Annotated in this window: 12 protein-coding genes; 9 read left to right on the plus strand and 3 right to left on the minus strand. The window is 72.5% G+C overall.

Annotation, left to right across the window (positions count from 1 at the left end):
• Nucleotide 1 precedes the first annotated feature (1 nt).
• From M8542_RS07900 to M8542_RS07910, 3 genes are read left to right on the plus strand one after another with little or no spacing between them, the layout of a single operon-like run.
• Nucleotides 2–784 carry an SDR family oxidoreductase gene (locus M8542_RS07900; protein ID WP_257919363.1) on the plus strand — a complete coding sequence of 261 codons (783 nt, stop codon included), beginning with the start codon at nt 2–4 and terminating at the stop codon, nt 782–784.
• Nucleotides 785–792: 8 nt separating this feature from the next.
• Nucleotides 793–1,935, plus strand: coding sequence for a sulfotransferase family protein (locus M8542_RS07905; RefSeq protein WP_257919364.1), 1,143 nt, complete (start codon nt 793–795; stop codon nt 1,933–1,935).
• A gap of 58 nt (nt 1,936–1,993) precedes the next feature.
• The gene (locus M8542_RS07910; RefSeq protein ID WP_257919365.1) at nt 1,994–2,158 is read left to right on the plus strand and encodes a hypothetical protein; all 165 of its coding nucleotides are present in this window, start codon (nt 1,994–1,996) and stop codon (nt 2,156–2,158) included.
• Here the strand turns inward: M8542_RS07910 and M8542_RS07915 are convergent.
• Nucleotides 2,148–3,317, minus strand: coding sequence for a glycosyltransferase (locus tag M8542_RS07915; protein ID WP_257919366.1), 1,170 nt, complete (start codon nt 3,315–3,317; stop codon nt 2,148–2,150). The genes M8542_RS07910 and M8542_RS07915 overlap by 11 nt on opposite strands.
• 40 nt (nt 3,318–3,357) lie before the next feature.
• On the opposite strand from M8542_RS07915, the gene M8542_RS07920 reads away from it, so the two are divergent.
• Nucleotides 3,358–3,954: a TetR/AcrR family transcriptional regulator gene (locus M8542_RS07920; RefSeq protein WP_257919367.1), complete on the plus strand. Its 597-nt coding sequence runs from the start codon at nt 3,358–3,360 to the stop codon at nt 3,952–3,954.
• Here the strand turns inward: M8542_RS07920 and M8542_RS07925 are convergent.
• The gene (locus M8542_RS07925; protein ID WP_257919368.1) at nt 3,951–5,612 is read right to left on the minus strand and encodes a GGDEF domain-containing protein; all 1,662 of its coding nucleotides are present in this window, start codon (nt 5,610–5,612) and stop codon (nt 3,951–3,953) included. The genes M8542_RS07920 and M8542_RS07925 overlap by 4 nt on opposite strands.
• Before the next feature lie 145 nt (nt 5,613–5,757).
• On the opposite strand from M8542_RS07925, the gene M8542_RS07930 reads away from it, so the two are divergent.
• Nucleotides 5,758–6,117: an ArsR/SmtB family transcription factor gene (locus M8542_RS07930; protein ID WP_257919369.1), complete on the plus strand. Its 360-nt coding sequence runs from the start codon at nt 5,758–5,760 to the stop codon at nt 6,115–6,117.
• Nucleotides 6,114–6,752 carry an SRPBCC family protein gene (locus tag M8542_RS07935; protein ID WP_257919370.1) on the plus strand — a complete coding sequence of 213 codons (639 nt, stop codon included), beginning with the start codon at nt 6,114–6,116 and terminating at the stop codon, nt 6,750–6,752. The genes M8542_RS07930 and M8542_RS07935 overlap by 4 nt, the downstream gene beginning before the upstream one ends.
• Nucleotides 6,753–6,936: 184 nt before the next feature.
• On the opposite strand, the gene M8542_RS07940 is transcribed toward M8542_RS07935, so the two are convergent.
• Nucleotides 6,937–7,290 carry a PASTA domain-containing protein gene (locus M8542_RS07940; RefSeq protein WP_257919371.1) on the minus strand — a complete coding sequence of 118 codons (354 nt, stop codon included), beginning with the start codon at nt 7,288–7,290 and terminating at the stop codon, nt 6,937–6,939.
• A gap of 92 nt (nt 7,291–7,382) precedes the next feature.
• On the opposite strand from M8542_RS07940, the gene M8542_RS07945 reads away from it, so the two are divergent.
• The 3 genes from M8542_RS07945 (at nt 7,383) to M8542_RS07955 (ending at nt 12,806) form a co-directional block, all read left to right on the plus strand.
• Nucleotides 7,383–8,954, plus strand: a complete 1,572-nt coding sequence (locus M8542_RS07945) for a deoxyguanosinetriphosphate triphosphohydrolase family protein (protein WP_257919372.1) — start codon at nt 7,383–7,385, stop codon at nt 8,952–8,954.
• 230 nt (nt 8,955–9,184) lie between these two features.
• Nucleotides 9,185–12,061, plus strand: a complete 2,877-nt coding sequence (locus tag M8542_RS07950; RefSeq protein ID WP_257919373.1) for a S8 family serine peptidase — start codon at nt 9,185–9,187, stop codon at nt 12,059–12,061.
• Between the two features lie 103 nt (nt 12,062–12,164).
• A complete protein-coding gene (locus M8542_RS07955) occupies nt 12,165–12,806 on the plus strand; it encodes an acVLRF1 family peptidyl-tRNA hydrolase (RefSeq protein WP_257919374.1) in 642 nt (213 codons plus the stop codon).
• Nucleotides 12,807–12,954 lie beyond the last annotated feature (148 nt).

The following is a 12,954-nucleotide window of genomic DNA, read 5'->3' on the forward strand; positions in this document are numbered from 1 at the left end:
GATGCCGGAGCTGTTGCGGGACAAGGTGGTCGTCGTCTCCGGCATCGGGCCGGGCCTCGGCCGGTCGATCGCCGTGCGCAGTGCGGAGGCCGGTGCGGACGTCGTGCTCGCCGCCCGCACCGAGTCGCGGCTCACCGAAGTCGCGAAGGAGGTCACCGACCTCGGCCGGCGCGCCGTCGCGGTCCGGACCGACATCGATGACGAGGACTCCGCGGCGAACCTGGTGAGTGCGGCGCTGGAGGCGTTCGGCGGGGTGGACGCGGTGGTGCACAACGCCTTCGCCGTCCCGCCGCTGACCGATCTGGCCACTGTGGACCTCGACGCGGTCCGCAAGGGGTTCGAGACCGCCGGGATCTCGGTGCTGCGCCTGACCCGGCTGTTCCTGCCCGCGCTCAAGGAGAGCAAGGGCTCGCTGGTGATGATCAACTCGGCGGTGCTGCGGCACTCGCGGCGCACGTTCGGCGCGTACAAGATGGCGAAGTCCGCGCTGCTGTCGCTTTCGCAGAGCCTCGCCAGCGAGCTCGGGCCGGACGGGATCCGCGTCAACACTGTCGCGCCCGGCTACATCTGGGCGCCGAACCTCAAGTGGTACTTCAACTACCTCGCCAAGGAACGCGGCATCACGCCCGAAGAGGTGTACGCCGAGACGGCGTCCACAATAGACCTGCGGAAGCTGCCGGAGCCGGACGAGATCGCCGACGCGGTGGTGTTCCTCGCCTCGCCGATGGCGCGCGCGATCACCGGGCAGTGCCTCGACGTCAACGGCGGCGAGTACCACCACTAGGAGGATCCATGCGTCCTGGCCGCGAAGACGTCGGCACCGTCGAAGACCTGCACGCGTCGGCGGGCAAGCTCACCGGGCTGGACGACTTCGGCACGGACGAGTACGTCGAAGGCTTGCGTGTGCTGCTGGAGGCGTACGAGGCCGACGAGGACCTCACGCCGTACGGCAACAAGGTGCACCGGGCGATGCTGCGGGGCGCGCTGGTGGCGCGGCTGCTCAGTGAAGCGGGCTGGAAGCAGCACCCGGCTTCGGCGGAAGTGGCGATCGAACGGCCGATCTTCGTGACCGGCCTGCCGCGCACGGGCACGACCGCACTGCACCGGCTGCTCGCCGAGGACCCCGGGCACCAGGGCCTCGAGGTCTGGCTCGCGGAAGTCCCGCAGCCGCGCCCGCCGCGGGAGACGTGGGCGGACAACCCGGTGTACCAAGGCATCCAGGCCGGTTACGAGCGCCACCACGTTGAGCACCCGGAGTTCATGGGTGTCCACCACATGTCCGCGGACCAGGTGGAGGAGTGCTGGCAGCTGCTGCGCCAGTCGATGCGGTCGATCTCCTTCGAGTGCCTGGCGAACGTGCCGCGGTACTCGCGCTGGCTCGCGAAGCAGGACTGGACGGACGCCTACGCCCGGCACCGGCGCAACCTGCAGCTCATCGGGCTGCCGGACGCGGGCAAGCGGTGGGTGCTCAAGAACCCGAGTCACCTCTTCGCCCTCGACGCGCTGATGGCGGCCTACCCGGACGCCCTGGTGATCCAGACCCACCGCGCGCCGCGCACGATCATGGGCTCGATGTGCAGCCTGGCCGAGAAAGCGGCCGACGGCTGGTCCACGAAGTTCCGCGGCGAGGTCATCGGCCGCTCCCAGCTCGATCTGTGGGCGCGTGGCGCGGAGGATTTCCGCGCGGCGCGGGCGAAGTACGACGCGGCTCAGTTCTGCGACGTCGCGTACGAGGACTTCGTCGCCGATCCGATCGGCACGGTGTCCACTGTGTACGACCACTTCGGACTGCCGCTCACCGGTGACGCGCGCTCGGCGATGACCGCCTTGCACGCGGAAAGCCGTTCGGGCGACCGGAAACCGGTGCACCGCTACCGCTTGGAGGACTTCGGGTTGACGGCGGAGGAGGTCGACGAGCGGTTCGCGGGTCACTGACCGCCGGGAATCGCCTCGGCCAGCGCCGCTCGCGAGGGCGCGGCCGGGAACGGAGTGCGTGATCACCTACGACGGCACACCGACCCGCATGGTCAGCATGGCGTTCGGCCGGGTGGCCACCGCGCCGCACCTCGATCTTGGCGCCGCCCCGGAAGCGTTCGCCGGACTGCGGGTAGTCCAGGATCGCGTCCTCGGCGTCCATGCCCGGGACCTTACGCCGTGATCAGCTCGACGACCTCGGCCATCGACGGCCCGGCCGCGATCTCGGCGGCCAGCTCCTTCGCCCGGTCGCGGTAGCGCGGCTCGTCCAGGACAGCGCGGACGTCCCGCCGGAGCGCCTTCGGCGAGGCCGACGCGCGGGCGCGGCCGATCCCGGCACCCGACCAGGTGACGCGGGCGGCGACTTCGCGCTTGTCCTCGCTGGCGCCGACCACGACCAGCGGCACGCCGTAGCGCAGGGCGTGGTTCACACCGCCGTATCCGCCGTTCGTGACCACCGCGGCGCAGCGGGGCAGGAGGTCGTCGTACGGCAGGAAGTCGGCGACGCGGACGTTGGCCGGCAGCGGGCCCGGGCCGAGCGGCCGGCCGCACGTCGTCGCGACCACCAGCACGTCCTCGTCGGCGAGCGCGGCGATCGTGGGCTCGACGAGCCGGCCGAGATCGTCGTTCGCCACCGTGCCCTGGGTGACGTGCACGATCGGGCGGGAGCCGTCGAGGTCGGCCCACCACGGCGGCAGCGGGTGCTCGCTCGCCGCGCTGACCGTCGTCGGGCCGATGAAGTGCAGGGGCGCGTTCGGCCGCGGGTATTCGAAGCCCGGGCAGGTCATCTGCAGCACGCCGTCGCTGTGCAGTGGCCAGTCCGCGAAGAGCATGCCGGGGTCTTCGCCGAGCAGCGCGCGCGCTCGCCGCTGCGCGGGGCCGAGCACCCACGGCGCGAGGACCTTCAGGATCGCGCTGTTCGGGCCGCTCGGCACCGGGGGCATGAAGGGCAGGAAGCCCAACACGAGCACCCGCGGCCGGTGCGCCCGCCGCACCAGGTCCAGGCCGGCCATGAAGAGCGGGTCGCACAGGACGACGTCGACGTCGAGGTCCAGGACGCTCAGCTGGGCGGGCATCGCGTTCACGAAGTTCGTCAGCTCGAACCGCGCGAGCCGCAAGCCGCGTTTCCCGGCGCGGCCCGGGATCGAGCCGTCGAGGTCGGTCTCGTCGAAGTCGGCTTCGGGCGGCAGCAGCTTCACCTTCGCTGCGCCGAACGCGTCCCGGTAGCGCGCGCCGGTGACGACGGTGACGTCGTGCCCGGCGGCGAGCAGGGCCTCGACGATCGGCTTGGTCGGGCCGACGTGGCCGCGGCCGGGCTGGACGCAGACGAGCACACGAGCCATGGTTCCCCCTCAATTGGCCGATACGCTGTACCGTTCAATTATGACGATACCCGAACGGCGCCGCTACTCCTCGCCGGTGCGCGCGGAACGAGCCCGGCAGACCCGCGCGCAGGTGGTGGCGACGGCGGGGCGGCTGTTCGCCGAGCGCGGGTACGCGGGCACGAGCGTCCGGCAGATCGCGACCGCGGCGGGGGTGAGCCTGGAGACGGTCACGCAGACGGGGCGCAAGGCCGACCTGCTGCTCGCGGCGTTCAAGGACGGCTTCACGGGCAACCCGGACGCGGTGAACCTGGACGCGCTGGCGGGCGCGGCGGGTCCCGCGGACCTGGTGACGGTGGTCGGGCGGGTCGCGGCGGGGGTGCGCCGGTCGGTGCCGATCTGGCGCGCGTTCACCACGGCGGCGATGGCCGACCCGGCGGTGGCGGCGGCCCGCGCGGAGCTGGCGGTGGCCCGTCGCGAGGAGATCAAGGAGCGCTTGGCGCTGGCCGGTTTTCCGGCTTCGGACCGGCTGGCGGACGCGGTCGGCCTGCTGACGTCGCACGAGGCGTACGACCACCTGACCAGCGTGTGCGGCTGGCCGCACGAGGACTACGTGACCTGGGCCGCCGCGGCGATCCAGGCCCAGCTGACCCGCTAGCCGACCGCGGCCTGCAAGCCGCGGGTGCCGATGCCGCGCAGGACTTCGACGCGGTCCGAGCCCGGGCGGCTCAGCACCCAGCTCGACCCCGGCACCGCCTTCGCGCGCTTCTTCAGCGGCGCCAGCAGCCGTGAAACCTCCTGGTACGACCGGATCGCGCCGCTCGCGCAGACCAGCGTCGCCAGCGAGACAGTCACCGGGAGGCCGTCCGCCGTCCAGCGGTGGTCCAGCAACGCGCCCGCGACCGCCGCGATCTCGTCGACGTCGCAGACCACCAGGAAGTCGTCGCCGCCGACGTGGCTCACGCGCATCCGCCGGAGCTGCCCGGACAACGACGTCAGCGCGCCGCCCAGCTCGCGGATCAGGTCGTCGCCCGCGGCGAAGCCGGCCGTGTCGTTGACCGTCTTGAACGAGTCGATGTCCAGCCACGCCGCCACGAACGGCTCGCCGATGGTGATCCGGCGGGCGACGTCACGGGCGACGGTGTCGCTGCCCGGCAGCCGGGTGAGCGGGTTCAGCGCCGCCGCGGCCTCGACCTTCGCCTCGGCGACCCCGCGCACCACCTCGGTCACCAGCACGACGCCCACGCACCGGCCGACCTCGTCGACCACCACGACGTCGTCGCCGGTGCGGCCCCAGTCGGCGTCGGTGACCAGCTCGAGGAACTCCATCGCGCCCGCGCGGGCCTCGATCGTGTGCGGGGTGTCGGCGAGCCGGGCCGCCGGGCGCTTCGCGTGCAGCGCGTGCCCGTACGGGCCGGTGACCGCGACCAGGAACCGGGTCCGGTCGACCGACCAGCGCGGCCGCTTCAGCTCGTCGACCCCGATGACGCCGCTCGGCGCGTCCGCCGCCGCCAGCAGCTCGCGCACGTCGTCGCAGGTCGCGGTCTCCGGCAGCGTCGTGGCCGGGCGGAGGAAGTCGCCCACGCACTGGGCCGGCGCCGGGCCGGCGGCGGCGCGGCCGCGGGTGAGCAGCGCCGGGGCGGGGCCGGCAGCGGTCGGCGGGGCCAGCAGGTGGCCCTGGGCGATCCGGACGCCGAGGCCGCGGACGGCGTCGAGCTGGACGTCGGTCTCGACGCCGGTCGCGACCAGCCGGGTGTCGGTGCGGTTCGTGTAGTGCAGCAGCGCCTCGACGACGGCGACCGACGCCGGGTCGTCCGGCAGGCCGCGCAGCACGGTGCGGTCGAGCTTGACCAGGTCGACCGGCGCTTCGACGAGCAGGTTGAGCGGCAGGTCGCCGCGGCCGAGGCCGTCGAGGGCGAGCCGGAAGCCGAGCTCGGTGAGCGTCCGCATGCCGGCCAGCGCGCGTTCGGCGGGCAGCGGCGCGAACGGCGGCCCGATCTCGAGGACGACGTCGCGGGTGCGGCGCCCGGTGTCCCCGAGCTCGGCCAGGAGGTCGTCGAACATCGCCGCCGGCGCGGCGAGGGTGCGGGCGGAGAGGTTGAGGTGCAGGGGGAGGGTCGTCTCGTCCTGCCGGACGGCGGCGATCGCGAGGCCGAGGTCCACCTCGGCGAGACGGCCTTCGCGGCGCGCCTCCGTGAGCAGCTCCGGGACGGTTCCGTGGCCCGGCCTGGCCAGCGCTTCGTGCGCCACGACGCCTCCGGTGTGGAGGCTGTACAGCGGCTGGAAGGCGAAGCGGACCGCGCGTGGCGACTTCACGCCCCGATCGTCGCCGCTGGCGCGGCGAAACGAAACCGATGTCGACTGATGTTCACCACCGATACCCGAATCGGAGTAACGCTGCGTGACTCCGGCCACTATTTCAGGGTTGACTTATATAAGTCGCTAGTTGTAGTTTGGCCGGGTGCACGCGTTCGACGTCCTCGGCGACCCGGTCCGCCGCCGGATCCTCGAGCTGCTGGCCGACGGCGAACGGGCCGCCGGCGCGGTGACCGAGGTGATCCGGGCCGAGTTCGGCATCTCGCAGCCGGCCGTGTCGCAGCACCTGAAGGTCCTGCGTGAGAACGGCTTCGCGGTCGTCCGCCAGGACGGCACGCGGCGGCTGTATGCGGTCGGTCACGCACCGTTGCGGGATGTCGACGTGTGGCTCGACCGGTTCCGCCGGTTCTGGACCCCGCCGCTGGACGCCCTGGCCACCGAGATCGCCCGCGGCAAACGCGCCCGGCGGCTCACCGAATCCGTCGAAGAAGGAGAAAGTTCGTGATCGACGTCAGTCACCAGATCAGCGCCGTCCGCCGCACGGTCGGCAAGCGCGTGCTCGACGCGGGGGAGGCCCGCGTCATGACGATCAGCCAGGTCTACGACACCGACGTCGACGACATGTGGGACGCGGTGACGAACGCCGAGCGCATCCCGCGCTGGTTCCTGCCGGTGACCGGCGAGCTGAAGGTGGGCGGCAAGTACCAGCTGGAGGGCAACGCGGGCGGCACGGTCGAGCGCTGCGACCCGCCGAAGAGCTTCACGGCGACGTGGGAGATGAACGGCGGCGTCAGCTGGATCGAGGTCCGCCTGGCGCCGGAAGGGTCGGGCACGCGGTTCGAGCTGGAGCACGTGGCCCACGTCGACGACCACTGGGACCAGTTCGGCCCGGGCGCGGTGGGCATCGGCTGGGACATGGCCCTGACGGCGCTGGTCCGTCACCTGGCGGCGGACCCGTCGTACGTCGTCGACCCGGCGGAGGCGATGGCCTGGATGGCATCGCCGGAGGGCATCGAGTTCGTGACGGCGGCGGGCGAAGCCTGGTACGAGGCACACGCGGCGTCGGGCGAGGACGAGGCGACGGCCCGCGCCCAGGCCGACCGTTGCCTGGCGGCTTACACCGCCCAGCCGGAGTCCTGAACGCCCGTGTCGACCCTCCGATCACGAGTGATGCCCCTTCAATCACACGTGATGCCCGTCCAGTCACGAGTGATGCCCGTCGGCGCACGAGGGGCCGGTGTGCGGCGAGGGGCATCACGTGTGATCAGAGGGGCATCACGCGTGATTGGGGAGGCATCACTCGTGATTGGGGGGACGACGCGGCTTAGCGGTCGGTGTACTTGATCGCCGTCAACGTGATCACCGCGTCGGGCTGGACCTCCGTGCCCGGCGCGGGATCCTGGGCGGTCTGGACCCAGTTGCGGTCCATGACCAGGGCCCGGCCCTGGCCCGTGCCGTCGACCTCGCGCAGGTTGTAGAGGCCCGCGCGCTGCATCGCGTTCTGGGCGTCCTGGTGGTTCATGCCTGATACGTCCGGGACCTTGATCATTGCGGCCGAGGTCGTGGTGGTCGCGGCGCGCGGGGCGGTGGACACGCCGGGGCCGGCGGGTGCGCTGCCGCAGGCGGTGAGCGCGGCGCCGAGCACCAGGGCGGCGGCAACGAGGGTCGAGCGGGTCATGGCGGCTCCTCTCACCCACGAGTACCCGCGGCGCGCCCCCTAGGTTGCCCATCGATCGGGTGAAAGAACACCGGCCGGATAAGGTCGGGCGCATGGATCAGGGCAGCGAACTCACCGACCCGCGGGCCGCGCGGCGTGATCCCGTGGCGAACGTCGGCGGGTTCACCGACCTGGCGACCAGCCCGTTCCGGATCGACCGCGACCGGATCGCCGCCTCGCCGTTCTTCGCCCGGCTCGGCGGCGTGACGCAGGTGGTCAGCGCCGGGGGCGCCGGGCTGCTGCACAACCGGCTCACCCACAGCCTCAAGGTCGCGCAGGTCGCCCGCGCCATCGCCGAGCGGATCACCACCGGTGCCGACGCCGGCCTCGCCGACAAGCTCGGCGGCTGCGATCCCGACGTCGCCGAGGCCGCCGCGCTCGCGCACGACCTCGGGCACCCGCCGTTCGGGCACCTCGGGGAGCAGACGCTCGACCGCATCGCCCGGCACCGCTTCGGCCTCGCCGACGGCTTCGAGGGCAACGCGCAGACCTTCCGGATCATCACCACGACCGACGTGCGCGGCCCGTCGGCGATCGGGCTCGACCTCACCACCGCCGTGCGCGCCGCCGTCCTGAAGTACCCGTGGCTGCGGCTGCACCACCCCGCGCCGCACCCGTCCACGCTGGACCTGCCGCCGCGCGGCGCCGGCGAGCCGGACGGGGCACCCGGCACCGGCGCGGCCAAGTTCTCCGCTTACGCCACCGAGCTCGACGACTTCGAGCAGGCCCGCGCGGCCTTCGCCGGGCGCGTCGAGGGCTGGCAGCAGACCGTCGAAGCGTCCGTGATGGACACCGCCGACGACATCGCCTACGCCATCCACGACCTGCAGGACTTCCACCGCATCGGCGTCCTGCAGCACGCGCCGGTCGCGGCCGAGCTGGGGGAGTGGCTCGAGCACGCCGAAGAGCTGGCCGGCCTCGACGACGAGACGCTGCACGCCGAGCTGCGCCGCCCCGGCCGCTCGCTCGAACGCGTCCGCCGTCGCATGCACGTGAAGGACGCCTGGATCGTCGACGACGACGCGTTCGCCGCCGCGGTGGCGCGGGTGCGCGCCGAGCTGGTCGACGGCCTGCTCGCCGCCGAGTTCGACGGCTCCATCGAGGCCGAGCAGGCGACGGCGGCGTTCTCCGCGAACTGGACGGCCCGGCTCGTCGACGGCGTCTTCGTGCTCGCCGCACCGTCCACACGCACCGGTCACGTGTCGCTGCGGCCCGCGCAGTGGCACGAGGTCCAGGTCCTGAAGTTCGTGCACCGCCGGTTCGTGCTGCTGCGCCCCGACCTCGCGCTGCACCAGCGCGGCCAGGCGGGCGTGGTCTCGAGCCTGGTCGACGCGCTCGACGCGTGGCTGCTCGACCGCGACGAGCTGTCCCGGCTGCCGCGCCGGCTGCACGACCTCGTCGAGCTGGCGCACCGCGAGTACACCGACCTGGCCCGCCACCGCCCGGAGCTCCTGGTCGGCGCGACCGGCGAGCCGGTGACCGGCGCCGACGCGGTGCGCGGCCTGGCCCGCGGCCGCGCGGTGGTGGACTTCGTGGCTTCGCTGACCGACAAGCAGGCGGTGACCTTGCTGGACGCGTTGTCGGGTCGGGCCGCCCAGCCGTGGTCGGACTCGTTTGTCCTGTGAGTGTCCCGTGGGCAATTCACGGTTGCGCTGAACGGCCTACGACATCCGTCCGGTTCGGGAAATTATCCGTCCTTTGTCACTCCAACGGCCGCTTTTTACGGACAACGCACCGTACTTAGCTTGATCCTGCCGGTGATCACCGGCGATCGGTCAGCGTGAGTCGGGGCACGCGCCTGGAGAATCGGAGGGCGCACGTGCGTCGTACCCGTTCCACGAGATCGAGATCCACTGTGCTCACAGCCGGGGCCGCGGCGCTGCTCGCTGCCCTCGGCCTCGTGTCGCCGCCCGCCGCGGGCGCCGCCACCGCGTCCACTCCGGACGCCTTCACCGCCACCGCGCAAACGCAGATCGCCGCCCTGCAGGCGGTCAAGGCCGGCCGCACCGCCGCCGAGTCCAAAGTAGACAGCAAGCTGCTCGTCGCCGAAAAGGGCGCGGCCAAGCAGCTGAACGCCCTCCAGTCCGGCGCCGCCGTCTCGCAGGCCGGGACCGTCCTGGTCGACATCCGCGCGAGCAAGGTCTCGCCGGACCTGCTCGCCGGGCTCACCAAGGCCGGCGCGGGCATCCGCGCGGTGTCCGACCGCTACGGCAGCGTCCGCGCCGAGGTGCCGCTGGCCAAGGTCGGCGAGATCGCCGCGCGCGCCGACGTCAAGCGCGTCGAGCGGGCCGACCAGGCGATGACCGCCCGCGAACTGGCCACGCCCACGACGACCCCGGTCAAGACCGAGACCAAGCAGCAGAAGGCCGACCGCATCGCCGGCGAGCTCCAGAAGGCGGTTTCCGCCAAGAGCAAGCGCAGCGCCGCGGCCGCCGCGACCCTCACCAGCGAAGGCGACCGCGCCCACAACGCCGACATCGCCCGCCAGCAGTTCGGCGTCACCGGCGTCGGCGTCAAGGCGTGCGCGCTGTCCGACGGCGTCGACTCGCTGGCCGCTTCGGTGGCCAAGGGCGAGCTTCCGCCCGACGTCGACGTCATCGCCGGCCAGGAGGGCGACGGCGACGAGGGCACCGCGATGCTCGAGATCATCCACGACCTCGCGCCGAACGCGAAGCTGGGCTTCGCCTCCGCCTTCAACTCCGACGCCAGCTTCGCGGACAACATCCGCAAGCTGCGCTTCGAGTCGCACTGCGACGTCATCGTCGACGACGTCATCTACTTCAAGGAATCCCCGTTCCAGGACTGGATCATCGCCCAGGCCGTGAACGACGTGACCGCGAACGGCGCGCTCTACTTCTCGTCCGCGGGCAACGAAGGCAACGTCACCGACGGCACCGCCGCGCACTGGGAAGGCGACTTCGTCGACTCGGGCAAGTCGGTCGGCAAGTTCGCCGGCACCGCGCACAACTTCGCCGGCGCCGCGGGCAACCAGATCTACGAGCCCATCTCGAACGCGTCCTCGGCCAACATCCCGGTGACGCTGCACTGGTCCGACCCGCTCGGCCACTCGTCGAACGACTACGACCTCTACCTGCTCAACTCCGCGGGCGCCGTGGTCGACTTCAGCCAGGACGTCCAGGACGGCACCCAGGACCCGTACGAGATCCTGGCGACGCCGGCCTTCGGCGGCACCGGGCTGCGTCTGGCCGTCGTGAAGTTCTCCGGTGAGGGCCGCTACCTGTCGCTGTCCGCGCTGCGCGGCCGGTTCTCCGACTCGGCGGACGGCCTCAAGGCCTTCAACACCCCGGGCGTGACGGTCGGCCACTCGGCGACGCGGGACGCCTTCAGCGTCGCGGCCGCTCCGGCGGCGAAGGCCTTCGGCCGGCTCCTCGAGCCGGGCGACCCGGCCAACCCGACCGGCCCGTACCCGGGCGCGTTCTCCGGCGCCACCAAGGCCGAGCGGTTCACCTCCGACGGCCCGCGCCGCGTGTTCTACGAGGCGGACGGCACGCCGATCACCCCGGGCAACGTGTCTTCGACCGGTGGTGAGGTCCGGAACAAGCCGGAGATCACCGCGGCCGACGGCGTCACCACCAGCGTGACCGGGTTCAACCCGTTCTTCGGCACGTCGGCCGCCGCCCCGCACGCGGCCGCCATTGCCGCGCTCGTGCTGTCCGGCAACCCCGGCCTGCCGCCCGCGGACGTGCGTGAGGCGCTGATCAACACCGCGATCGACATCGAAACCCCGGGCCGCGACAACTTCACCGGCTCCGGCGTCATCCTCGCGGACCGGGTGCTCGCCTACACCGGCGCCAGCCCGCAGCCCCTGGCCGTGGCCAAGCAGCCGACGGTCACCCCGGCCGACGGCGGCTCCGCGCTCGACCCGGGCGACACCGCCAAGGTGACCCTGCCGGTGACCAACGACGGTGACGGCACCGCGGTGTCCACCAGCGTGGTGCTCACCAGCCCGACCCCGGGTGTCACCGTGGCGCCGCGGGCCAAGTCCTACGGCACCATCAGCCCGGGACAGACCGGCGTGAACGACTTCACCATCACCGTCCCGGCGAGCCAGCAGCTCGGCGTGCCGGTGGTGCTGAACGCCCGCGTCACCTTCGCCGGCGCGCACTCGCCGACGACGTCGACGTTCTCGCTGCCGGTCGGCACCCCGTCGCCGGTCGCGCAGGACTTCGCCTACACCGGCGCGCCGGTGGCGATCCCGGACAACAGCCCGGTCGGCGCGTCGGTGACCATCCCGGTCACCGGGGTCGGCCGCGCGTCCAAGGTGACGTTCTCGGTGGACGGCACCACCTGCAGCACCGACCCGAACTCGACGACGGTCGGCCTGAACCACTCCTACGTCGGTGACCTGGTCGGCACGCTGACCGCGCCGTCCGGGGCGAAGGCCACGGTGTTCCAGCGCAACGGCAGCTCGGGCAAGAACCTGTGCCAGGTCGTCTTCGCCGACAACGCCGCCGCCGCGTTCAGCACGGTGACCTCGGCCAACGCGCCGTTCACCGGCTCGTGGCGGCCGACGCAGGCCCTGACCGGCAACCTGACCGGCGCGGCCGTCGACGGCACGTGGACGTTCGGGGTGGTGGACGCGGCCGGCGGCGACTCCGGCTTCATCCGCTCGGTCGCCCTGCACATCAACGGGTTCGTGCAGCCCCCGGCGGCCGGCGCGCCGTCGAACGTGCGGGGTTACACGAACAACGGCCCGGTGCACCCGCTGTAGTTCCAAGCGCCCCAATGTGGCCTTCGGTGCGTCTGACGCACCGAAGGCCACATTGGGTGCGTGAGACGCAACCAAGGCCACATTGGGGCGCTACCTTCTGTCCATGGCGAAGGGGCGGGAAGTTGCCGGGGGCGGGCGCGCTGTCGAGGTGCCGCCGGAGCGCCTGGACGGGTTCTTCGCCCGGTTCGCCCAGCGGCACGGCGGGATCGCCGCCACCGAAACCGCGCCGTTCGAGGTCCGCGTGCTCGCGGCCGACGGGGCCACGGCGACCGCGACCGTCCCTTTCGGACCGCTCGAAGGAACTTCCCTCACCGCCCACGCCCTGGTGCCGCGGCGCCTCGCGCTTGTGCTGGTGCGCCGCGGCGGGCACAGCGTCGGGATCGCGGCCGGCGGCCGGATCGAGGTGTCCCGCACCGACCGGCACCTCGTCCAGGGCCGCTCCGCCGCGGGCGGCTGGTCGCAGCAGCGCTTCGCCCGGCGTCGCGCGGGCCAGGCGCGGCACGCGCTCCAGGACGCCGCCAAGGACGTCTTCGAGGTGCTCGTGCCCCGGCTGTCCGAAGTGGACGCCGTCGTGCTCGGCGGTGACCGTCGCGCCCTCGACGAGCTGCGCGAGGACCGGCGGCTCGCCCCGCTGTTCGCCCGGGCCGAGCCGCGCGTGCTCGAGGTCGGTGAGCCGAGCCGGGCCGTGCTCGACGAGGCCGCGGTGCGAGCGCTGTCCGTGCAGGTCACGCTGCGCGACGGGTGAGACCGCACACGTCCGGAAAATCCGGTGGACCCCGGCCCGTACACTGGGCCACGTGGATATCCAGCTGGAGTGACGCCGCGGCCCGTGTGGCCGCTTGACGCTGTCTTTTGACAGCACAGTCCTCCGTACGCCCCCTTTTCCACGGGAG

It is taken from the genome of Amycolatopsis iheyensis (assembly GCF_024703995.1).
GTDB classification, from domain to species: domain Bacteria; phylum Actinomycetota; class Actinomycetes; order Mycobacteriales; family Pseudonocardiaceae; genus Amycolatopsis; species Amycolatopsis iheyensis.

What these genes read in the sequence shown, in the direction of transcription:
- M8542_RS07900 (WP_257919363.1), top strand. Translation starts at nt 2, where the DNA reads ATGCCGGAGCTGTTGCGGGACAAGGTGGTCGTCGTCTCCGGCATCGGG.
- M8542_RS07905 (WP_257919364.1), top strand. Translation starts at nt 793, where the DNA reads ATGCGTCCTGGCCGCGAAGACGTCGGCACCGTCGAAGACCTGCACGCG.
- M8542_RS07915 (WP_257919366.1), bottom strand. Translation starts at nt 3,317, where the DNA reads ATGGCTCGTGTGCTCGTCTGCGTCCAGCCCGGCCGCGGCCACGTCGGC.
- M8542_RS07920 (WP_257919367.1), top strand. Translation starts at nt 3,358, where the DNA reads ATGACGATACCCGAACGGCGCCGCTACTCCTCGCCGGTGCGCGCGGAA.
- M8542_RS07940 (WP_257919371.1), bottom strand. Translation starts at nt 7,290, where the DNA reads ATGACCCGCTCGACCCTCGTTGCCGCCGCCCTGGTGCTCGGCGCCGCG.
- M8542_RS07945 (WP_257919372.1), top strand. Translation starts at nt 7,383, where the DNA reads ATGGATCAGGGCAGCGAACTCACCGACCCGCGGGCCGCGCGGCGTGAT.
- M8542_RS07955 (WP_257919374.1), top strand. Translation starts at nt 12,165, where the DNA reads ATGGCGAAGGGGCGGGAAGTTGCCGGGGGCGGGCGCGCTGTCGAGGTG.